The organism is Roseibium aggregatum (assembly GCF_014692675.1).
In the GTDB taxonomy this organism is placed as follows: Bacteria; Pseudomonadota; Alphaproteobacteria; order Rhizobiales; family Stappiaceae; genus Roseibium; species Roseibium aggregatum_C.
This window is the reverse complement of the sequence record NZ_JABFCZ010000010.1, coordinates 139,786-162,252: the sequence shown is the minus strand read 5'-3', so window position 1 is coordinate 162,252 and position 22,467 is coordinate 139,786. Positions and strand designations below refer to the sequence as shown.

The window sequence follows — 22,467 nt, the reverse complement described above, 5'->3', positions numbered from 1 at the left end:
TGCTTATCTATCGCAATCCATCGATTCCGGTGACTTCATCATGCGTCAGCCCGCCGACCCGCGGCAGCGGGCGGCCCGTGGGGGCAAGGGCAATCGCAATCAGAATTTCATTGGCGCGCGGACCGTCGGAAATACGGACCGACATGCCGTCGAAATGGGAACGCACATAAGCCGCGTCCTTGTGGCCGAGCGGCACGTCCAGCGTGTCGCCGGGACCGCCCATCTTCTTCGATGACGGCACCAGCGCCTTGCCGCCGCCGAGAACCTCTCTGAGCGGTGCACCCATGGATGGATGCAGAGCGGCGGCTGCGTGTTCGATCTCCCCGGCCTCGCCGACCATGGCCGCCTTGCCGAAACTCTGGATGGCGTCCGGCTTGAGCCCGCTCAGGTCGAGGCAGCGCCGGGCCAGGAGCGATCCCATTTCCGCACCGATCTCGATCAGTTCGGAAAGGTCTTCCGCGTAGCGCCCTACGAACGGATTGGCGATGAGGGCGGCACAGCAAACCCGCACGGCCGGGGGCGAGACGACCTGGCCGGCCTCCCGCTCGACGGCTTCCATGACGGTCACGAGTTTGCGGATCCGGGCGGTCATCGCAGGCCGTCTTCCCCCTTGATTTCAGAGGCTTTCAGCCCGCCGACCCGGGCATGGATGCGGGGGCCGGTGGTCATCACCAGGACGACCATCATCTCGTCCGCCTTCGGCCCGTCGGCGAGCCCGACCTCCATGGCGTCGAAGTGGGAGCGGACATAGGACGCATTGCAGTGGGTGACCGGCACGTCCAGCCGGGTTCCCGGTCCGCCGATCTTCTTGGTGGAGGGAACGATGGCGTTGGAGGCGGGCAGGATTTCGCGCATGGAATAGCCGCCGGGCACATGCCACAGGGCGCCGTGTTCCAGTTCGCCGGCGGTGCCGATGATCGCGCCCTTGCCGTAGCCCTCGACGACGCTTGCGTCGCCGCCGAGCGCATCGACCAGCTTGCGGGCCATATCGACGCCGAGCGGCTTCAGGTCGTCCATGAAGCCCGCGATGTCTTCCACGTAAGCCCCGGCAAAGGGGTTCTTGATGACACAGAGCATGGCCGCGCGGCGCAGGGGCTTGTCGGCCACGGGGCCGCCTTCGTGAAAGATTTCCTCGACGATGAGCGCGGTCTTGCGCACGACTGGTTCAGGCACAGGCGGCCTCCCTAATGTTTGTTATTGCGTTCTGATTGAGATGCTCGGCGCCGGGAGCGGCTACGATCCGCCGTTCGCCGGCAAGGGACAGATAGGCTGCCTTGAACAGGCCGCGCGACAGATAGGCCTGCGCCGCCTGTTCGCCGCTTGCCAGGGCTGCATGGATTTCGCTCATCGAGAGGTCGCCGACGTCGGTGGTCACCGGCCGGTCGCCGAGATCCGTATCCGGTGAGAGCTCGGAGGCCGCTTCCCGTGCGATTTTCTCTGAACCGGGCAGGTCGACCCTGTTGGCGATCATGGTCGCAGCCGCATCGGCTTGAGCAGCCGTTTCCGCCAGCACGGTCACCGCGTCGGCGATGCCGAGAGAATGCGACCGTCCCCTCCATCCGCTTGTGGCGATGCCGCCGATCCTGTCTTCCGGTCTGATCTGAACGAAGCCACCGGCGCGGCCGGTGACCGGATCGTCGCAAATGCCGATCCGGAACGTGCCTTCCGCCAGATGAAGGGCAATGTCGCCGCCGTTGTTGACATAGGCCCGGGTGAGGGCACGTCCCGCGATCATCCGCTTCAGGATGTGGTCGGCGACACTTCCGGCGACAGCCGCCATCGGGGTAATGAATTCCGGGGCGAAGGCGGCGGTCGCGGCCCACATGACCCGGGCAATCTCGCCCTGCGGAACCGGTCCGGTTACTGAGCGCAGGCGCGGAAGTTCGCTCACCAGATCCGCCAGGACGGTTTCAAAGGCGGCGAGGGCCTGGTCATAGGCTCTGGCCTTTTCGCGATCTTCGCCGCAGGCCTCGATAATCAGATCGATCGGGCCGTGCTGCAGATGCAGCCGGCGTCCGTCCGGAAGCAGCTTTGCCGATACCGTTTCTGACCAGGCCCGCTTTGTCATCTGGCACCCTTTTTCCAGGGATAGTTGCCGGGGCCGGTCGGCCAGGGATTGTCACCCGGAGACGACACGCCGCGGCGGCCTTTCAGGATGTGGTCATTCTGCCGCCCGGTCTTGCCGGACAGGGCTTCGGCCAACGGCATGACGTAGTCCATATGCCCGCCGAGCGCCCGGTAATCGTCCGCCCGCATGGTGAATTCGATCGGGGCGACGAGGGCAGGGGTGGGCACATAGCCGAAGGCGTTTTTCGGCATGCGGGTGACATCGGCCATGAAGGTGATGCCGCCGCCCGGCCAGATATAGACCGGCGCACCGCCGCAGCTCACATAGGTCAGCGAATTCTGGACCGAGCGGGTCAGCCCGACCGGGTGTTCGGTCACGCCGGAGCGCAGGGAGCCGCCGGCGCCTGCCATGAACAGGACCGAGGTCAGGGCCGGCTCACAGTTTTCCTCGATCCGCTTGACGGAAGGCTGGAGCCGCTCCGGCATGTCCTTTTGAACCGGGACCAGGTTTTCATCGAGTTCGTAATAGGCGGAATGTTCGCCGGTGGTGGATACCATCAGCATCGACAATCCCGGCCTGGCGTCCTTCGGATTGAACTTGCCGATGATGCCAAGCGGATCCTGCAGGTTGGTTCCGCCCCAGCCGGTGCCTGGTTCGGCGACCTGGAAATAGCGGCCGGGCGTGGAGCGGCGGCCGTTGATCTTGATGCCGGTCGGCTCCCAGCCGATGACCTTGCCGGCCTGGTGCTCTGACATGACGCCGGTGATGTGGTCGTCGACCACCACCACCTCGTCGACGAGGCCCTTCCACTGGGCGGCGAACATGCCGACGGTGGCTGACCCGCAGCCAACCCGCATGCGCTCTTCCCGTTCGCCGTTGATGACCGGCGGCTGACCCGCCTGGACCTTGAGCTCAACGCCATTGTCGATCGTAAGGTCGACTTCCTCGCCGTTGCACAGCGCCAGCATGGCGGAGCAGGTGACACGGCCTTCCTTCTTGGAACCGCCGGTCAGGTGATGCACGCCGCCGAGCGAGAGCATCTGGCTGCCGTATTCGGAGGTGGTCACGTGACCGATGACCTCGCCCTCGGCCCGAACGGGGGAACATTCCACCCCTAGATGCCGGTCGGTATCGATCTTCAGTTTCACGCCGCAGTAGCTGAAGATCCCTTCCGTCACCACGGTGATCATGTCCACGCCATCGACTTCGGAAGAGACGATGAACGGGGCGGGCTTGTAGTCGGGATAGGTGGTACCGGCGCCGATGGCGGTCACGAAACCGTCGGTCGGGGGCAGGATGTCGCCGTCCCATTCCTTGTCCAGGAAGGGGACGATCTCGCCGCCGGCGGCTTCGGTCTTTTCAAGAATCGTCAGCGGGTCGAGGCGGACAAGCTGGCCGTTGTCATTGGCATAGCGGTCGCAGGCGCCGGACCGGCCGTCGGCGATGTAGCACATGACCGGACAAGCATCGCAGCGGATCTTTTCTGGTTTGCCCTCGGCTGCAGTCAACGTCGTGACTCCTCAAATGCCCTGCCTGCATTTCGTTAGTATGCAAACATGTTTTCAAAAATCGTGTCAATGCGGTTTGCATTCGGCTTGCGCTGATTTGCTGAGCAGCCTTGCTGCAAATCGCATCAATTTGTCAGTCCACGAAGGCGCGTTCCACGACAAATTGCGCCGGCTTGTTGTTCGCACCTTCCTCCAGTCCGTGGCTGAGGCAAAGCTCCTTCGTGTCTTTCAGCATGGCCATGGACCCGCAGATCATGGCCCGGTCCTCCTCCGGCCCCATGCGCGGAAGGCCGAGGTCGTCGAAGAGTTTACCCGAAACGATCAGATCGGTAAGCCGGCCCTTGCGGACGAAGTCCTCCCGGGTCACGGTCGTGTAGTGGATCAGCTTGTCGCGTACGAGGTCGCCGACCAGCGGGTCGTCCCTGAGACTTGCCACCAGATCCTCACCGTATTTCAGTTCAGGAACGGTGCGGCAGCCGTGGGTCAGGATGACCTGATCGAATTTGTCGTAAGTCTCCGGATCCCGGATCAGGCTGGCGAAGGGGGCAATGCCGGTGCCGGTGGAAAACATCCAGACCCGTTTGCCGGGCAGAAGCGCGTCGTTCACCAGGGTCCCGGTCGCCTTCTTGCGCATCAGGACCGTATCGCCCGGCTGGATTTTCTGCAGGTGTTCGGTCAGCGGGCCGTCGGGCACCTTGATGGAAAAGAATTCCAGTTCCTCGTCCCAGGAGGGACTTGCCACCGAATAGGCGCGGAACACCGGCTTTTCCGCATTCGGCAGGCCGATCATGACGAATTCGCCGGAGCGGAAGCGGAACTGCATCGGCCGTGTTACCCTGAATCGAAACAGGCTGTCGGTGTAGTGCTGCAGCTCCTGAACGGTCAGGGCATAACAGCCGGTCGGAACGGCGAAAGGGGAGGGTTTCCCGGCCAGAATGGGCGTATCGATTTCGAGCGTTTCGGACATGAGCACTGTCTCCTGGGCTTAGGCGGTGCTGCCGTATCGGCGGTATATTCGTTAGTATACAAATGAATATTGCGAAGAAAGCAACCGAAAAATGCATGCGAAAAATTTAGGCTCAAAATCCCGGAGGTGCCGCTTGACAGTGCTTAATGTTGTGGTTCTAATTCGTTAGTATGCAAACGAAATGCATTGAGGACGCCGATGCAATTCCACAGACCCGAAACACTAGAGGCCGCCTTGCATCTGATGGCCGGGCAGCCTGTCAGGATCCTGGCCGGAGGAACCGATTTCTTTCCGGCTCTCGGAGGGCGGACGGCGACGGATCCCGTGATCGACCTCAGCCGGATCAAGGGGCTCAACGGCATTTCAAAAAGCGGCGGTGTCTGGCGCTTCGGCGCGACGACCACGTGGTCGGAGATCCGCGACGCGAACCTGCCCGCGCAATTCCTCGCGCTTCAACAGGCGGCAAGGGAAGTGGGCTCCATTCAGATCCAGAACGCCGGCACCATCGCGGGCAATCTATGCAACGCATCGCCGGCGGCCGACGGCGTTCCGCCGCTTCTGGCGCTGGATGCCGAAGTCGAGATCGCCGGGCCGGCCGGAACCCGGGTCCTGCCGCTTGATCAATTCATTACGGGTGTCCGCCGGACCGCCCTGCAACCGGGCGAGATGGTCACCGCTGTTCTGGTGCCCGATTGGCCGGCGTGCCATTCCGCTTTCCTGAAACTCGGCGCCCGGCGTTATCTCGTCATTTCGATTGCCATGGTGGCTGCCGTCGTGGAATGCGCCAATGATGGCACATTCACATATGTAGCAGTCTCTGTCGGCTCCTGTTCGGCGGTCGCCCAGCGGCTGACCGCTGTGGAACAGACCTTGAACGGGGCCAGGGCGGAACCGGACGCGATCAGGGCCTGTCTTGAAAAGGCTGACCTGTCGCCGCTTACGCCCATCGACGATGTGCGGGCATCGGCTGACTACCGTTTGGCGGCTGCCCGCGAACTGATAGCGCGTGCGGTCCTGATGGCGGCTGAGGAGGGGAACTGACCATGGCTCTCGCTGATATGGACGATATGCAGGGCGTAACCTTTCGCCTGAACGGCCAAGCGGTCCGGGTGGACGGTCCTCCGGCCGAACGCCTGTCCTATGCCCTGCGGGAGCGGGCCGGGGCGAAAGACGTCAAGGTCGGCTGCGATGCGGGCGACTGTGGCGCCTGTACCGTTCTGATCGACGGCAATCCTGTCTGCGCCTGCACCACCGCGCTCGGTCAGGTGGAAGGCGCAGCGGTCGAAACCCAGGCAGGACTCGCTAAGGACGACGAGATCGGTAAGGCCCTTGCGGACTCTTTTCAGCGCCATCAGGCTGCCCAGTGCGGAATTTGCACGCCGGGCATGATGGTCTCTGCCGTCGGTCTGCTCCGCCAGCAGGACGCCCCAAGCGAAGAAGCGGTGATGGATGCCCTTGGTGGTGTTCTGTGCCGCTGCACCGGCTATCGCAAGATCATCGACGCGGTCATGGATGTTGGCGCGCGCGCAGAAACGCCTGTCGGCGGTGTCGGTGTTCCGATGGCCCGCATCGACGGCCTGCCCAAGGTCTCGGGGACCGAACGCTTTGGCGACGACGTCGCGCCGGAAGATGCGCTGACCCTGCGCGTGGTGCGTTCTCCCTATCACCACGCGACCTTCGAACTCGGCGATCTCGATGCCTACAAGGCCGCGACCGGTCTCGACCTCGTCCTGACGGCGAAGGATGTACCCGGTACGAACTGTTTCGGCGTGATCCCGGGGTTCGAGGATCAGCCCATGTTCGCGGAAGGGGAAACCCTGTTCAAGGGCGAGGCGGTCGCCGCCATTGTCGGTCCTGCGGATCTGGTCAATGGGCTCGAACTGGCGGATTTCCCGGTCACGTTCGAACCGCTACCCCATGCGCTCCTGCCGAAGGAGGCTGCCGGGATAGCGGACCTGCATCAGGGCCGCGCGCAAAACGTCATGTGCCGTGGTTTCGTCAAACGCGGTGAAGCTGAAGCTGCGATGACTGAAGCCGCCGTGATCGCAGAAGGATCGTTCTCCACCGGTTTCATCGAGCACGGCTATATCGAACCGGAGGCGGCCTTTGCACAGCGCGTGGGCGACCGCATCGAGGTGCATTGCTGCACCCAGGCCCCGGTCATGAACAAGGAAGGCCTGGCCGTTCTCTTGGGGCTGCCGAAGGACGCCATCCGCATCGTCCCGACGGCCGTTGGCGGAGGGTTCGGCTCAAAGCTCGACCTGACGACCCAACCATATGTGGCGCTTGCGGCATGGCTGCTCGACCGGCCGGTGCGCATCACCTACAGCCGGACGGAATCCATCTCCACCTCGACCAAGCGCCACCCGTCCGAAATCACAATGCGGATCGGGGCCGATGCCGACGGCAATATCGTTGCCGCCGAATTCGACGGCACCTTCAACACAGGTGCTTACGCGAGTTGGGGTCCGACGGTTGCCAACCGGGTACCGATCCACGCCTCCGGCCCTTACAAGACGCCGAACTATGTGGCGCGCAGCGCAGGCATTCATACCAATACTGCGCCGTCGGGCGCCTTCCGGGGCTTCGGCGTGCCGCAATCGGCGCTCGCCCAGGAGCCGCTGTACGACGATCTCGCCAATGCGCTCGATATCGACCGGCTAGAGTTCCGCCGCCGCAATGCCCTGCGCAACGGCGATCCGACCGTGACCGGCCAGGTCTTTGAAAACGGCATGGGCATCGCCGACTGTTTCGACATCCTGGAAGACCATTGGAAGCGGGCGGTGGCGGACGCTGAAGCGTTCAATTCCAAAGGCGGGCGTATCCGCCGCGGGGTCGGGATTGCCGGCGGCTGGTACGGCTGCGGCAACACCTCCATGTCCAACCCGTCCACCATTCGCGCAGGCGTTGCCGCAGACGGCCGGGTCGTGCTGCATCAGGGCGCGACTGACATCGGTCAGGGCTCCAACACGGTGATCACGCAGATCTTCGCCACCGCGCTGGGCGTGCCGGTCACCACGATCGAACTGATCGGTCCCGACACCGACCTGACGCCGGATGCGGGCAAGACCTCCGCCAGCCGCCAGACCTTCATCACCGGCAATGCCGCCCGGCTCTGCGGCGAGGCGCTGCGCGCCCGGATCCTGCGGCTCGCCAATGTGTCCGATGCCGCTGAACTGGAATTCGGCGCGGGCGAGATCCGTATCGCGGATGCCACCGGCGAACACCGGATTGCGCTTTCGTCGCTGGCAGCCGACGGCGAGGCTTACGTGCTGGAGGCCGTGGAATCCTACGATCCGCCCACACTACCGCTCGATGAGAACGGTCAGGGCTCTCCCTATGCGGTATTCGGAACCACCGCCCAGATGGCGGAACTTGAGGTGGATCTGGCGCTCGGCACGGTGAAGCTCCTGAAAATCACCGCGGCCCATGACGTCGGCAAGGCGATCAATCCGCTGCTGGTGGAAGGCCAGGTTCAGGGCGGCGTCGCCCAAGGCATCGGTCTGGCGCTGATGGAGGAATTCCTGCCGGGCCGCACGGAAAACCTGCACGACTACCTGATCCCGACCATCGGCGACGTGCCGCCGATCGAGACCCTGATCCTGGAAACCGGCGACGAACACGGTCCCTATGGCGCGAAGGGCCTGGGCGAACACTGCCTGATCCCGACGGCGCCGGCGATCCTGAACGCGATCAAGGATGCCTGCGGCGCCCGGGTTTCCCATCTGCCGGCAACCCCGGACAAGGTCCTGGCGGCGATCAGGGCCGGTCGGGACGCCTGAAAAACATAACGGGCAGCGAACTGCCCGCCTTTCACTGCCATTCTGCTATCGGGTTTGATTTTACCATGAACGTGTCCCCGTCCATCGCCAGCGCCGACGAAGCGTCGAAAGCCCCGGAAACATCGAATGTCGCCGGCATCGATGTGGGCGGCACCTATACGGACCTTGTCCTCTACGATGCCCAGGCGAAGACGGTCCGGCTGGCGAAGACGCCGACCACCCTCGACAACCAGGCCTTCGGCGTTCTGAAGGCGCTGGAAATCGCCGAGGCGGATCTCTCCGCCCTGGACCTGATCGTCCACGGCACGACCACCACCACCAACGCGGTCCTCGAACGGACCCTGTGCAAGACCGGCCTGATCACCACCGAAGGCTTCCGGGATATCCTGGAACTCGGCCGGCGCACACGGCCCCACGCTTACGGCATGAAGGGCGAGTTCCGCCCGGTGATCCCGCGAGACCTGCGCCTGGAAGTGCCCGAGCGCCTCTATGCGGACGGCACCGTCTACAAGGGCCTGGATGAAGATGCCTTCCGGGCGGCCCTGAAGGAGCTTCTCGACAAGGGATGCGAGGCGCTGGTGATCCATTTCCTGCATTCCTACGCCAATCCGGCCCATGAATTGCGCGCCGGCGAGATCGCCGCGGAGATCTGGCCGAACGAAAACATTACCCTCGGCCATTCGCTCCTGTCGGAAAGCCGCGAATTCGAGCGCGGCGTGACCGCTGCGATCAATGCCTCGGTCCAGCCGCTGCTGCGCCGTTATGTCGAGCGTCTCGCCGATCAGCTCGCCGAAAAGGGCTATCGCCACGACGTTCTTGTCATGAACGGCAACGGCGGCATGGTCTCGGCCCGGCGCGTGGCGATCGAAGCAGCCAAGACCGTCATGTCCGGACCGGCCTCCGGCGTCATGGCCGCCGCCTATACCGGCCGGCGCGCCAACATTCCGAACCTTCTGACCTACGACATGGGCGGAACCTCCACCGATGTCGCCCTGATCCGCAATGCGGAACCGGCGGTCTCGAACGAAATCGAGATCGAATATGCCATGCCGATCCATGTGCCCATGGTCGACGTGCGCACTGTGGGTGCCGGCGGCGGCTCCATCGCCCGGATCACCGAGGCGGGCCTGCTGCAGGTCGGTCCGGAAAGTGCGGGCTCCACGCCGGGCCCGATCTGCTACGGCCGCGGAGGCGAGGCGCCGACCATTTCCGACGCCAATCTCCTGCTCGGCCGCATGAACCCGGAAAAGCTCAACTCCGTCTCCTCGACCGTGTCACTCGCCGATATCGAGGCGATCTTCGCTGAAAAGCTCGGCAAGCCGTTGGGTGTTGGTGCGAAGGAGGCGGCCGCGGCTGTCCTGCGCATCGCCAATACCCGCATGGCCGATGCCGTGCGCATGGTCTCCGTCAGTCTCGGCGAGGACCCGCGCGACTATGCGCTCTTTGCCTTCGGCGGCGCCGGTCCCCTGCACGCAACCGCGATTGCCCGCGAACTGGGCGTGCCCCGCGTGCTGGTGCCGTCCCGTCCGGGTATCACCAACGCGCTGGGCTGTGTCGTCGCCGACCTGCGCCACGACTTCGTCAACACGGTGAACAAGCCGCTGGCCGAACTCGACATCGAAGTGGTGCACACGCTGTTCGACCAGCAGCAGGCGGAAGGCCGGGGACTGATTGCAAAGGAAAACGTGAAAATCGAGGAACTGCGCGAGATCTGGTCCGTCGACATGCAGTTTATCGGCCAGACCCACTTGCTGCGCGTGCCGCTTCCCGGTCCGCGCCCGACCCTGGACGAATTGCAGAGCCTGTTCGAACAGGCCTATTTCAACCGCTTCCATGTCGAGCTGCCGGAGATCAAGGCAAGCCTGGTCAACGTCAACTGCTCCGTCATCGGACGCCGCTCCGAGATCGACCTGTCGCTGCTGATCGATCCGGCCGGCCGCAAGGAAAAGCTCGAGGAAGCGCTGACCGGCTCTCGCCAGGTCTGGTTCGACGGTCCGGTCGAAACCCCGATCTACTGGCGCGATCACCTGCCGCTTTCCGCCGAGATCCACGGGCCCGCCATCGTGGAACAGATGGACACCACCATCGTCATCGATCCGGGCGACAAAGCGGTCCAGGACGCCGACGGCAACATCATCATCGAACTGGGAGTCGGCGCATGACCATCGATCCGATCACCCTGAGCGTCATCCAGTCGGGCCTGCAGCAGGTCTGCGACGAGATGGACCTGAGTTTCTCCCGCGCGGCCTTCTCTCCCGTCATCGCCGAAGCCAACGACCGCTCCGACGGCATCTATTCCGCCGTGGACGGCTCGCTGATCTCCCAAGGGGCGGGCGGCCTGCCGGTCTTCGTCGGCACCATGCAGTATTCCACCCGTACCCTGATCGAGATGATCCGGGACGGCCGGGTCGCGGCCCCCGAGCCGGGCGATATCTACATCGTCAACGACCCCTATCTTGGCGGCACGCACCTGATGGACGTTCGCTTCGCCATGCCGTTCTACCGGGACGGCGAGATCTTCTGCTGGTTGTCCAACACCGGCCACTGGCCGGACACCGGCGGCGCCGTTCCCGGCGGCTTCTCCGCCTCGGCCACTTCGGTGGAACAGGAAGGCCTGCGGCTGCCGCCGGTGCGCCTCTTCAAGCAGGGCAGGATGGACAACGAGATCTATTCCATCATCTGCTCCAACATCCGCGTGGCCGAGCAACGCATCGGCGATGTGAAGGCACAGGCGGCTGCCCTTCTGGTCGGCGCGGAACGGCTCGGCCGGATTTTGGACCGTTACGGCGACGATGTGGTCAGGGAAGCGATTTCAGAACTCCGCCAGCGCGCGGCCGACCAGATGCGGGCCAACGTCCGCCTCATCCCGAACGGCACCTACCGCTCCACGGCCTATGTGGACAGTGACGGCGTGGTCAACGAGCCGCTGGAAATCAAGCTGGCGATCACGGCGAAGGACGGCGAACTCACCTTCGATTTCGCCGGCTCCTCCGCCCCGTGCCGGGGGCCGATGAACTCGGTGCTCGCAACCACCATGTCCTCGGTCTATCTGGCCATGCGCCACATCTTTCCCGATGTACCGATCAGCGCCGGAGCGTTTGAGCCGCTGACGGTGATCCGGCCTGAGGGCACCTTCCTCGACGCGCAATATCCGCGTCCGGTCTCCGGCTGCGCGGCGGAAGTCAGCCAACGCATCGCCGAGGCGGTCTTTGCCGCCCTGGTCGAGGCCCTGCCGGACCGTGTCACGGCGGCCCCTGCGGGAAGTTCCGGCAATTTCGCGCTCGGCGGCTACGATCCGTCCCACAAGCGCGGCTTCGTCATGTACCAGATTTCCGGCGGCGGCTACGGCGGCAACTCCGACCACGACGGCCTTTCCAACGGCTGCTCCACCATCGGTATTTCCAAGGCCCCGCCGGTGGAGATCATGGAACAGCAGTTCCCCGTGCTCTACCACCGCTATGCGCTCCGGGAAGGCTCCGGCGGCGCGGGCAGGCACCGCGGCGGCTTCGGCCTCGACTACGAGATCGAACTCCTGCGCGGCTACGCGACCGCAAGCTTCGTCATGGATCACGGCCGTTTCGGGCCCCAGGGCGCGCTGGGCGGCAAGGACGGCAAGCCGAACTCCGTCACCGTGTGGCAGGACGGCAAGGCGATCGTGCCGGAACATCTCTCCAAGGCACAGGATATCCCGCTGCACCCGGGCGATCGCGTCCGCGTCGGTACCCCGGGCGGCGGCGGCTACGGCAAGCCGGAGGACCGCGATCCGGCCCTCGTCGCCGAGGACGTCCGCCTCGGCCGCTATACGGCGGAAGAGGCGAGGGACCTGTTCGGGGCTGCGCAGTCAGACATGCAGAAGGCGTCTGCTTAAAGCGGGACGCGCGGCCAAACCGGGAATATCGGCGCACAAAATGATCAGATCGCCCAACGGAGCAGCAACGCGCTTTAGCGCTTGTTGAGAGACCGCCGGAAAACCAGGCCCTTCATACTGAGGCGTAATTGCTTCTCGACCTCGATGATCGCAAACAGCGTGACGCCGATTGCGACGATCAGCAGGCCGTCGAACAGCGGGACACTCTCCGTTTCAAAGATGCGCTGCAGCGGCGCCAGGTAGGTAATCGCGAATTGTGCAATGGTCACCGTGAGAACCGTGGCCCAGATGACCGGCGTGGCACGGACGGCTTTCCAGGTGAGTGACGTCCCGTAGATGTTCCGGATGAAGAACAGGTGGAAGATTTCCATCACCACCAGCGTATTGACCGCCATCGTGCGTGCCAGCTCGAGCGAGTAGCCGCGATCGATCGCGTAGGCATAGATGCCGAACACACCTCCGAGAAACAGCAGCGAGACCAGCACGATGTGCCAGACGAGCCCGCCGGTCAGGAGTGCTTCGTTCCGTGGGCGCGGCGGTCTCCGCATCGTGTCGTCTTCTGTCGGCTCGAACGCGAGCGCAAGCCCCAGCGTGACCGCAGTGATGAGGTTGACCCAAAGGATCTGGATCGGCGTGACCGGAAGCGTCAGCCCGAACAGCAGCGCGACGATGATCGTCATGGCCTCGCCGGCATTGGTCGGCAGGGTCCAGCTGATGACCTTCTTGATGTTGTCGTAAACCGTCCGGCCCTCGCGCACGGCGGCGACGATGGAGGCAAAATTATCGTCGGCGAGCACCAGTTCCGCGACCTCCTTGGCCGCTTCGCTGCCCTTGCGGCCCATCGCAATCCCGGCATCGGCGCGCTTCAGCGCCGGTGCGTCATTGACCCCGTCGCCGGTCATCGCCGCGGTGATGCCCTGCGATTGCAGGGCCATGACGAGGCGCAATTTGTGTTCCGGATTGGTGCGGGCGAAGATATCCACGTCGCCCACCGTGGCGGCTAACGCGGCGTCGTCCATGGTGTCCAGGTCTCTGCCGGTCAGCACCCTGTCGGGATTTTCCAGGCCGATCTGCCTGCCGATCGCCGCGGCCGTTCCCGCGTGGTCGCCGGTGATCATCTTCACCCGAATGCCGGCCTTGCGGCATTCGGCGACTGCCTCGATTGCTTCCGGGCGCGGTGGATCGATCAGCCCGACGAGGCCGACAAGCACAAGACCGCCTTCGACATCCGCGAAGTTGAGCATGGTTTGGGCATGGTCCACTTCGCGGGTGGCGATTGCCAGCACGCGCTGGCCATGGGCGGCCATGTCCTCGGCGCAGTCCATCCAGTAGGGGACGTCAAGCGGTTCGCTTTCGCCCGAGGGCGCGCGCTGCTGCGCGCACATCGCCAGGACCTGCTCCGGCGCGCCTTTGACGAAGATATCGGCGTGGGTGGCGTGATCGTGATGCAGTGTCGCCATGAATTTATGGCGGGAATCAAAGGGGATCTCGTCGGTGCGCGTGCGCGCCGACAGTTCCTGGCTGACATCGACCCCGACCTTTCCGGCAAGCGCCAGCAGCGCGCCTTCCATCGGGTCGCCCTCAACCGCCCAGAAGCCTTCGCGGCGATGCAGCGAGGCATCGTTGCAGGACGCCGCTGCGCGGGCCAGTTCGGCCAGATGGAGATGGTCCAGCCCGTTCACCCGGGTTTCGGCGAGATAGATCGTCCCGTTCGGTTCGTAGCCGTCGCCTGCGAAGGAAAACCGGTGCCCGGAAAGCGCGACCGAGGCGACCATCATCTCGTTGCGCGTCAGCGTGCCGGTCTTGTCGGTGCAGATCACCGACACCGAACCGAGTGTCTCGATCGCCGGCAGGCGGCGGACGATGGCATTGCGCCGCGCCATCGCCTGAACGCCGACCGCCAGTGTGATCGTCAGGACGGCGGGAAGTCCCTCGGGGATCGCGGCAACAGAGAGGCCGACCACCGCCATGAACATCTCGGTGAAATCGTGATGCTCGACGAAATAGCCGAAGGTCAGCAGGATTGCTGCAATCAGCAGGATCAGCAAGGTGAGCCATTTGGCGAAGACGTTCATCTGGCGCACGAGCGGCGTTGTCAGCACCTCGACATCGGCCAGCAGGCCGCTGATACGGCCGATCTCCGTCTTCGCACCTGTGGCAACGACCAGGCCTCTTCCCTGTCCGCTGGTCACCATCGTGCCGCTGTAGGCCATGCAGGAGCGGTCGCCGAGCGCGGCCTCGGCGGCCACCGGCGCGATAGATTTTTCGACCGGCACGGATTCACCCGTCAGGATCGCTTCCTGGATATGCAGTCCGGAGGTCCGGATCAGCCGCAGGTCGGCGGGAACCTTGTCGCCTGCCTCCAGCAGCACGATGTCTCCGGGAACCAGTTTCTCGCCGCCAATACTGTGACGCTCCCCGTCGCGCAGAACGGCGGCCTGCGGCGCGAGCATCCTGCGGATGGAGTCCATCGCCTTTTCGGCCTTCCCTTCCTGGATGAAGCCGATCACCGCGTTGGCGATCACCACCGCCAGTATGACGGCCGTGTCGACATAGTGCTGCATGGCCGCTGTAATAACGGCCGAGCCGAGCAAGACGTAGATCAGGATGTCATGGAAATGGGCCAGGAAGCGCAGAACCGGATTCCGTCCGGGTGGTTCGGGCAACCTGTTCGGGCCATATGTCTCAATTCTTGCGGCCGCCTCGGGGGAGGACAGTCCGCCAGCTGTCGTGCCGACCTCATCCAGGCACGCTTCCATTTCGGACGAATGGTAGTCGAATACAGGTCCGGTCATCCTTGCACACGTCCCGGTTTCCGTTGGAAGCGGCCTTGTTCGCCGAATTGCAGAGCGGTAACGACCGCTAGTGCGCCATAAGGACCGGTATCGTCGTATTTTCGATGATTTGCCTGGTTGCACCGCCAAGCACCCATTCCCTGAACCGTGACCGGCCGTATGCACCCATCACAATCAGGTCCGAATTGAAGGTCTCTGCATTCTTCAGGATTCCATCGCCGGCATCCGCATCCTTCTCCTTCAGATCGGCTATCTCGACGTTTACTCCGTGCCTTGAAAGATATTTTTCGATGTTGAGGGGAGGGAGCCGCATTCTTTGAGGAGGTGCCTCGCGATTTTGCCCCACCAGGAGGGTTACGGTGGAGGCCGTCTTCAGCAGAGGCAAGGCATTGCGCGCGGCGGCTGCCGACTGCGCGCTTCCGTTCCAGGCGAGGAGGATGCGTTGGGGCAATTCGGTGCGTGACCATCCGGTAGGCAGGATCAGCGTAGGGCTGCCGGAAAGGGCAAGCTGCGTCGCGGCACCCCACAGCAGGTCGACTCCGGTCGTGTACTGTTCAACAATGGTCAGGTTATGCAGGCGGGCGGTGTGAACCAGTACATCCGCAGGGTCGCCTTCGCCTGTCAGCCAGTCATGGGAAACACCTGCCCGTTCCGCAGCGGCACCGAATTTGGCTCCGAGTTTGGCCGCCTCGTCATATTCGCGCTGAATGTTATCTGTGACTTCTGTCTTGTTCATGAGAATGAACGGGTTTTGAACCGCATCCCGCAGTCTGGCGGCCTCCGGCAACACGCAGACGCCGGTCAATTGGGCGCCGAATTGCCTGGCAAGGGTAAGTGCCAATTCAACCTGATGGTCGCTTTCCACCAATGGAACATTCACCAGGATATCGTCATAGCCCATCGTCTGCCTCCGGGAGTGAATTCAAGTTTTAGCCGAACATTTTATATTGGGGCGTCTTGATCAGGTTCAAGCACGAGGCTGAACGGTTTGCTGTCGGGGTACTTTCCGGCGAGAGGCACATGGAACCCGGTGTGATCAGACATTGTTGCCGGTTCCGGTTGCACGCATGGCGCAAACGACGACCGCCAGCTTCAGGCCGCTGCAAGGCGGAAGAGGCGGGAGACTTGTTCGGGGCCGGCCTGACAAAACGCGGAAGGCACCCACCTGACGATAAAATCCCGGTCAAACCGTGGATTTTCGCGCACAAGATGATCAGATAAGCTACAAGCCGGGCAACAACACGTGAAATGGATCGCCGGGAGGCCTAGGGTCAGGACCCATTAATCTAAAGCTTCAAAGAATGGATCGATACAAGACGCATAAATTCTCCGTCGCGCCGATGATGGACTGGACGGATCGCCATTGCCGGGCATTTCACCGGCAATTGAGCCAGCGCGCGCTGCTTTATACGGAAATGGTGACCACCGGGGCCGTGATCCATGGCGACCGGGAGCATCTGCTCGGCTTTTCAGATTTCGAACATCCTGTTGCCTGCCAGCTCGGCGGGTCGGACCCCACGGCCATGGCACGCTCGGCGAAGATCGTCGCGGAGTTCGGCTACGACGAGGTTAATATCAACGTCGGTTGTCCGTCCGACCGGGTGCAGTCGGGAAGTTTCGGCGCCTGCCTGATGCAGGAGCCGGAACTGGTCGCGGATTGCGTCCGGGCCATGAAGGATGCCGTCAGCGTTCCAGTGACCGTCAAATGCCGGATCGGCGTCGACGAGCAGGATCCCGAAATCGCCCTCGACGCCATGGCCGATGCGGTTGTGGCCGCCGGTGTCGATGCGCTCTGGGTCCATGCCCGCAAGGCCTGGCTGCAGGGGCTGAGCCCCAAGGAAAACCGCGACATACCGCCCCTCGACTACGACCGGGTGAAGCGGCTCAAATCCCGCTATCCGGATCTGTTCATCGGACTGAACGGCGGGCTGCAGACCCTCGACGAAGCCGAGACCCATCTTCAGGATCTCGATGGCGTCATGTTCGGCCGCGCGGCCTACCACACGCCGGAGATCCTGGGCGAGGTCGATCGGCGCATCTATGGCGCGGACGGGGAGGATGTCTCTCCCTGGCAGGCCATCCGGGCCTATCTGCCCTATATCGAGGACCAGCTTTCAAAGGACGTGCGTCTCGCGCACATGACCCGCCACATGCTCGGCCTCTTTCACGGCCGTCCGGGCGCGCGCTCCTGTCGACGGATCCTGACCGTGGAAGCGACCAAACCGGGCGCGGGAACCGAAATCGTCGAAAAGGCCCTTGCTGCCGTCAGCCCGGTGGACGAGTGTGAAGACCTTTCCAGCATCCCGGCCGGCCATGCGGCCTGAGTCGGAGTGCTGCTTCTACGCGCTCTAACCCGGATGAGTTGACTTGGACGTCTCGTTTTTCACCAGCGAAACCCTCGCCCTCGGCCTGGCGCTTCTGGCCTCCGGGCTGATCGCCGGCTTCCTGGCCGGCATGTTCGGCATCGGCGGCGGAGCTATCCTCGTGCCGGTGCTCTATCAGTTCCTGACCGCCGTCGGCGTCGATGAAGGCGTGCGCATGCACGTGTCCGTGGCGACATCGCTCGGCATCATCGTGCCCACGTCGATCCGCTCGTTCCTGGCCCATAAGAAACGCGGCGCCGTCGATCTGGAGCTTTTGAAATCCTGGCTGATTCCGGTGCCCTTCGGCGTCGCCTGCGCCTCGCTGGTCGCCGCTTACGTGTCCGGCGACGGCATGAAGGGCATCTTCGCGGTCATCGCCTTCGTCATCGGCCTGCGCATGCTGTTCAACAAGCCGCACTGGCGGCTCGGCAGCGACATTCCGGGCTTTCCGATCCGCCCGGTCTGCGGCGCCCTGATCGGGTTTTTCTCCACGCTCATGGGGATCGGCGGCGGGGTGATGAACAACACCTTCATGACCCTTTACGGCCGGCCGATCCACCAGGCGGTGGCGACGTCCTCCGGCACGGGCACGCTGATCGCCATTCCCGGTACCATCGGGATGATTCTGGCCGGGTGGGGGGCTGCGGACCTGCCGCCGTTTTCGCTCGGCTATGTCAATCTGCTCGGCCTGGCATTGATCATACCGGTGACGACCTTCGCCGCGCCCTTCGGCGTGAAGATCGCCCATATGCTGCAGCGGCGGACGATGGAACTCTTCTTCGGGTTTTTCCTGCTGGCGGTTTCCGCCCGGTTCGTCCTCAGTCTCTACGGCGTTTGAGACAGCTAGAGCATATCCATTGAATGTTGGTTCATTTGATGGATATGCTCTAGGGCGTCAGGATCAGCTTGTCGCCCGCGATTTTCCAGCTCTTGAGGCGATCAAGTGCCGACATGCCGAACAGGCTGGTCTCCAGGGCATCCGGCTGGGCTACGAAGGCTCGGACGTCGTTGAAACGCGTATCCCCGATCTGGATACTCCCGATTTTCACCGGCGCAACAACAGCCCGGCCGTTGGCGGTGGAAACCGGCATGCTGAAGTTCAAGTCGTTGTTTGAGAACCCGGCGGACAGGGCGTCTTCGTAGTTCAGCACGACCGCGCTGGCGCCCGTATCCAGAAGAAACGTCACCGGCTTGCCGTTCACGTCCGCATTGAGGTGAAAATGCCCGGTGGTGTCGCGCACGACCAGGATGGTCCCGTCCTCCTGGTTGACGGCCAGTCCCGGCGCGAGGGCTCCAAGCACCCGGTATCCGCCGGTAATCAGGTCGCCCCTGAAGGTGTAGCCGACGACGAGCACGGCAAGCAGACCGCCCCAGAAGACAACGCCCCGGAAGATGTCCCGGATTTTCGGCTGCCCGAAGACGAGGCTTGCCATGAACACGAAGGCGAGGACCGACAGGGCGACGATCCGCGGTCCGGTCGTGTCGAGATCCACGTCTTTCGGCGAGGTCGGAAACTCGAAAAAGGAATAAAACACCGCGCCGAGCATGATCAGCACGATGATCGCCAGCGCCAGGCCTCGAAAACGACCACCACCCATCTCTAGCTGGCCTCCCGGTCCGAACGGCGGCGGTCGAGATCCTCCATCACCTTTTCACGCTCGTCCGGACGCATGGCGCCCCAGGCGGCGATTTCATCGAGCGTGCGGTAGCAACCGAGGCAAAGCTTCGTCCGCTGGTCGATCTGACAGACTTTGGTGCAAGGTGACATCATGGGTCTGATATAGAAATCCGAATATGGCCTAATCAAGGGTTGCCGGTTGCGAGGTTTATGGGCGCGGTGACCACGGCAACGGGCAGGGTCACTGCGACCCGGGCGGTGCTGGAAATAAAGGACCCCAGATCGTTGCCGGCGCTGCCGAGCTGGGTTTCCCTGCCTGCGGCCCCTTCCATCACGCCGGGCTGAGACAGGATTTTCTGGACTTGCTGACTGAATTCCGCAAGCTGGGAGAATTTCGAGTGGTGGGCGGCATCCGTTGCTTCCACATCGGTCAGGTCGACGACAATGGCGCCGAGCTGGGCAAGCTCCTCGTCGTTCTCATAGGCACCGACCCTTTCCTTGCCGCCGGCGATCGTCTTCGAAAGCCGAAGCGCCCGGTCGTCACGGGACACCAGGATGACAAAGGGTTTGGGCTGCCGCCCAATGCGCTTCAACTGGGCCTTGAAGACATCGATATCGATATCCGGGGCCGCCAGGAAAACGCGTTCGATCTTGCGTCCAAGCTTCCGTCTGTCCGAGGGCGGGATCTGACGGGCCGTTTCCATCATCAGCCAGTTGCCCATGGAATGGGCCAGGATGACGATCCGCTCCACCTTGCTATGGTTGATCAGGCGGATGGTCTTTTCCAGGGAGTCCCGGGCGATCGCCGCGCTGTTGAGGTCGTAGACATAGTCCTGCAGCTTGCCGCGCGAGGCCCAGGTGAAAAGCACCGGGACGCCTTCAAAGTCCGCATCGTGAACGAGCTGGGTGAACCGGTAGAGGCTTTCGGGAAACCGCGTGTTGTAGCCGTGAATGAACAGGAACACCGTCCGTTGACTGGGCGGCAGGGCTGAAAGCCTCTGGTTCAGCCGGGAGGTGAAGGCCGTCTGGCCGTCGATGAACCCGGCCTGACGCGGAACGAAAGACGTCTTCGGATCGCCGGGCAAGGTCGCGGGCCATTCGATGTTGCCCGGTTTGTGGTTCGGCGGAACGGAAATCCTGGCTTCCGCGAAATCAATCGATTTTGCCCGTTCGCCGTTGAAGTAGGTGTCCGGACGATCGTCGCGTTCACGGGTCGAGACGACCAGAATGTCGTGGGTCGTTGCTCCGGGCGCCTGCAGGGTGCTGACGGCAAGTGCCCCTGCATCCGGGCGCGACGCGCAGCCGGCAAGCACAAGGATCAGCCCGGCGCACATGGCGGCGCACCGGATCGTCACGCTGAACCTGGACCGGATTCTGCAGGGCATTCGACGCAATCTCTGATTACACTCCTGACACTCAAACCTCACAGGTTCAAAAGCACAACCGGAATCGTGACGTTTGCCCGGCTTTCCTCACGGGATCATGGCAATGCCGAGCAGAAACGCCAGCGCCGTGATCTGCTGGACGGCCCCGAGTACATCGCCGGTGAAGCCGCCGATCTTGGCAAGGACAAGCCGGCCGATGCCATGCGCGGCAATCCCGGCCAGGATCAGCCCGAGCGACAGCGCCGGCACCGACAGGGCAACCGCCGACGGCAACAGGCACAGGGCGCCGAAAAGGGCCGCCTGGCCGGCCGCCCCGGTGTCGGGCCTGCCGAAGCGGTTGCCCAGACCATCCGGCCGGGCGCTTGGAAGTTGCGACCACTGCCAGACCATCAGTGTCCGGCTCAGGGCTTCCGCGCCCAGGAACAGGACCATGGCTTCGCCGGGACCGAAACGCTCAAGCAGGGCCGAAAGCAGAATGGTGCGCAGGGCGACCGACAGGACAAGGGCAAGGGCGCCGAAGGTTCCGATCCGGCTGTCCTTCATGATCTCCAGCCGCCGTTCCGACGTTCCGCCGCCGAAAAAGCCGTCGACAACATCCGCCAGTCCGTCTTCATGCAGGGCGCCGGTCGTTGCGGCCAGCGTTCCGACCACGATCAAAGCGGTTGCCAGAGGCGGCAGGGCCGTCAATCCGAGAATCAGGCCGAGAAGTGCCGCAGGCAGGGCGATCAGGACACCGGCAAGGGGCGCGGCCCGGGAAACGCGCCGGAAATAGGGGGCAGCATCAGGATTGTCCGAAGGTCCGAGCCGTGGAAGCGGAAGCCGGGAAAAAAAGCGCGTGCAGGCGGCCAGATCGGCAAGAAGCAGGGCAGGGTCGGTCACCACGGCCGTCCCCATAGTCGTCCCCGTGTCTGGATCGTCCTGTCGCATTGCTGATCCATCCGGTCGCTCTCATGCTTGTGTTTTGATGGTTCGCCGTTATAGATCGGCCCTACTGCGAGACCAAGTCCGGTCTGTTGACCAGCCGCTGATTCTGGAGTCCTTAGCTGATGCCCCTGTCCGAAACCGCTCTTCCGTTTAACGATATCCGCAACCTGGTGAAGTCGATACCCGGTCCGGACGAGGAGGCGCTTCAGACGACCCGAGCGCGGGACGCGCAGCTGACCAAACCGGCCGGCTCGCTGGGAAAACTGGAACAGATCGCCGAATGGCTGGCGGCCTGGTCCGGCAAGGCGCCGCCGAAGATCACGCGGCCCCTGGTCGCGATTTTCGCGACCGCCCATGGCGTCGCCGACAAGGGCGTCTCCGCCTTCCCGAGCGCGGTAAACCGTCAGATGGTCGACAACTTCGCCGCCGGTGGTGCTGCGATCAACCAGATCTGCCGGGCGCATGATCTCGGCCTCAAGGTCTTCGATCTGGCCGTCGACATTCCGACGCCGTCGATCACCGAGGAAGACGCCCTCGATGAAGCCAATTGCGCGGCCACCATGGCCTACGGCATGGAAGCGCTCGCCGGCGGCATCGACCTTGTCTGCCTCGGCGAAATGGGCATCGGCAACACGACGATCGCAGCCGCTGTCCTGAACGGCCTGTTCGGCGGTTCGGCGGAAGACTGGATCGGACGCGGTACCGGGGTCGATGACGAAGGGCTGGCGCGCAAGCGGGACGCCGTCACCGCCGCGGTCGCCCGCCTCAACGGCGCGAAGGACCCGCTGGAAGTGCTGCGCAAGGTGGGCGGACGGGAAATCGCGGCAATGGCCGGCCTGATCATCGCCGCGCGCCTGCAGCGCGTTCCGGTCATTGTCGACGGCTTCGTCACCACGGCCGCGGCAGCCGTCGTCTACGCCATGGATCCGGCCGGCCTGGACCATTGCCTGTTTGCCCATGTCTCGGCCGAAGCCGCCCACCGGCGCGCGCTGGAGATCATGAACAAGGAGCCGCTCCTGGACTTTGGCATGCGCCTGGGCGAGGGCTCCGGCGCCGCCCTTGCGGCGGGCATCGTCAAGGCGGCTGCCGAAATGCATTCCGGCATGGCGACCTTCGCGGATGCGGGTGTCGCAGAAAAAGGCGCCGACTGAAGCCGACGGCCAGGGGCGGATGAAAGGCGGCTTCGAAA

18 protein-coding genes are annotated in these 22,467 nt (G+C 63.6%); 7 read left to right on the top strand and 11 right to left on the bottom strand.

Going from position 1 to position 22,467, the window contains the following annotated elements; genetic code table 11:
• Positions 1–7: 7 nt before the first annotated feature.
• From HK439_RS10760 to HK439_RS10740, 5 genes are all read right to left on the bottom strand, one after another.
• Positions 8–592 carry an amino acid synthesis family protein gene (locus tag HK439_RS10760; RefSeq protein WP_190291414.1) on the bottom strand — a complete coding sequence of 195 codons (585 nt, stop codon included), beginning with the start codon at positions 590–592 and terminating at the stop codon, positions 8–10.
• The gene (locus HK439_RS10755; RefSeq protein ID WP_190291412.1) at positions 589–1,173 is read right to left on the bottom strand and encodes an amino acid synthesis family protein; all 585 of its coding nucleotides are present in this window, start codon (positions 1,171–1,173) and stop codon (positions 589–591) included. Before HK439_RS10755 ends, HK439_RS10760 begins: the two co-directional genes overlap by 4 nt.
• Complete coding sequence (locus tag HK439_RS10750) at positions 1,166–2,068, bottom strand: UPF0280 family protein (RefSeq protein ID WP_190291411.1); 903 nt, start codon at positions 2,066–2,068, stop codon at positions 1,166–1,168. Before HK439_RS10750 ends, HK439_RS10755 begins: the two co-directional genes overlap by 8 nt.
• Positions 2,065–3,522 (bottom strand): 6-hydroxynicotinate reductase, encoded by a 1,458-nt coding sequence (locus HK439_RS10745; protein ID WP_235987799.1) that lies wholly within the window; start codon positions 3,520–3,522, stop codon positions 2,065–2,067. Before HK439_RS10745 ends, HK439_RS10750 begins: the two co-directional genes overlap by 4 nt.
• Positions 3,523–3,709: 187 nt before the next feature.
• Entirely contained in the window at positions 3,710–4,543 is an 834-nt protein-coding gene (locus tag HK439_RS10740) for a ferredoxin--NADP reductase (protein WP_190291405.1), read from the bottom strand.
• 198 nt (positions 4,544–4,741) lie between these two features.
• On the opposite strand from HK439_RS10740, the gene HK439_RS10735 reads away from it, so the two are divergent.
• The 4 genes from HK439_RS10735 to HK439_RS10720 all read left to right on the top strand — a co-directional run bounded on the left by HK439_RS10735 (position 4,742) and on the right by HK439_RS10720 (position 12,193).
• Positions 4,742–5,584: an FAD binding domain-containing protein gene (locus HK439_RS10735; protein ID WP_190291404.1), complete on the top strand. Its 843-nt coding sequence runs from the start codon at positions 4,742–4,744 to the stop codon at positions 5,582–5,584.
• A 2-nt stretch (positions 5,585–5,586) separates the two neighbouring features.
• Positions 5,587–8,325 carry a molybdopterin-dependent oxidoreductase gene (locus tag HK439_RS10730; protein WP_235987773.1) on the top strand — a complete coding sequence of 913 codons (2,739 nt, stop codon included), beginning with the start codon at positions 5,587–5,589 and terminating at the stop codon, positions 8,323–8,325.
• Between the two features lie 65 nt (positions 8,326–8,390).
• On the top strand, positions 8,391–10,487 hold the full coding sequence (locus HK439_RS10725) for a hydantoinase/oxoprolinase family protein (RefSeq protein WP_190291402.1): 2,097 nt from the start codon (positions 8,391–8,393) through the stop codon (positions 10,485–10,487).
• Positions 10,484–12,193 (top strand): hydantoinase B/oxoprolinase family protein, encoded by a 1,710-nt coding sequence (locus tag HK439_RS10720; protein ID WP_190291401.1) that lies wholly within the window; start codon positions 10,484–10,486, stop codon positions 12,191–12,193. Before HK439_RS10725 ends, HK439_RS10720 begins: the two co-directional genes overlap by 4 nt.
• A 74-nt stretch (positions 12,194–12,267) precedes the next feature.
• Here HK439_RS10720 and HK439_RS10715 read toward each other — a convergent pair whose 3' ends face one another.
• Together HK439_RS10715 and HK439_RS10710 are read right to left on the bottom strand one after the other, a co-directional pair.
• Positions 12,268–14,988 carry a cation-transporting P-type ATPase gene (locus tag HK439_RS10715; RefSeq protein ID WP_190291400.1) on the bottom strand — a complete coding sequence of 907 codons (2,721 nt, stop codon included), beginning with the start codon at positions 14,986–14,988 and terminating at the stop codon, positions 12,268–12,270.
• Positions 14,989–15,055: 67 nt separating this feature from the next.
• Positions 15,056–15,889: a universal stress protein gene (locus HK439_RS10710; RefSeq protein WP_190291399.1), complete on the bottom strand. Its 834-nt coding sequence runs from the start codon at positions 15,887–15,889 to the stop codon at positions 15,056–15,058.
• A 400-nt stretch (positions 15,890–16,289) separates the two neighbouring features.
• Between HK439_RS10710 and dusA the strand changes: the two genes are divergently transcribed.
• Together dusA and HK439_RS10700 are read left to right on the top strand one after the other, a co-directional pair.
• Positions 16,290–17,312, top strand: coding sequence for a tRNA dihydrouridine(20/20a) synthase DusA (gene dusA / locus HK439_RS10705; protein ID WP_190291398.1), 1,023 nt, complete (start codon positions 16,290–16,292; stop codon positions 17,310–17,312).
• Between the two features lie 43 nt (positions 17,313–17,355).
• A complete protein-coding gene (locus tag HK439_RS10700; protein WP_190291397.1) occupies positions 17,356–18,189 on the top strand; it encodes a sulfite exporter TauE/SafE family protein in 834 nt (277 codons plus the stop codon).
• 49 nt (positions 18,190–18,238) lie between these two features.
• Here HK439_RS10700 and HK439_RS10695 read toward each other — a convergent pair whose 3' ends face one another.
• The 4 genes from HK439_RS10695 to HK439_RS10680 form a co-directional block, all read right to left on the bottom strand.
• Complete coding sequence (locus tag HK439_RS10695) at positions 18,239–18,949, bottom strand: TIGR02281 family clan AA aspartic protease (RefSeq protein ID WP_190291396.1); 711 nt, start codon at positions 18,947–18,949, stop codon at positions 18,239–18,241.
• A 2-nt stretch (positions 18,950–18,951) separates the two neighbouring features.
• Positions 18,952–19,119, bottom strand: a complete 168-nt coding sequence (locus tag HK439_RS10690; RefSeq protein ID WP_235987771.1) for a DUF1289 domain-containing protein — start codon at positions 19,117–19,119, stop codon at positions 18,952–18,954.
• A gap of 35 nt (positions 19,120–19,154) precedes the next feature.
• Positions 19,155–20,354, bottom strand: a complete 1,200-nt coding sequence (locus HK439_RS10685; protein ID WP_209011714.1) for an alpha/beta hydrolase — start codon at positions 20,352–20,354, stop codon at positions 19,155–19,157.
• Positions 20,355–20,441: 87 nt separating this feature from the next.
• A complete protein-coding gene (locus HK439_RS10680) occupies positions 20,442–21,233 on the bottom strand; it encodes an adenosylcobinamide-GDP ribazoletransferase (protein ID WP_328804136.1) in 792 nt (263 codons plus the stop codon).
• 167 nt (positions 21,234–21,400) lie between these two features.
• Between HK439_RS10680 and cobT the strand changes: the two genes are divergently transcribed.
• Complete coding sequence (gene cobT / locus HK439_RS10675; RefSeq protein WP_190291393.1) at positions 21,401–22,429, top strand: nicotinate-nucleotide--dimethylbenzimidazole phosphoribosyltransferase; 1,029 nt, start codon at positions 21,401–21,403, stop codon at positions 22,427–22,429.
• Positions 22,430–22,467 lie beyond the last annotated feature (38 nt).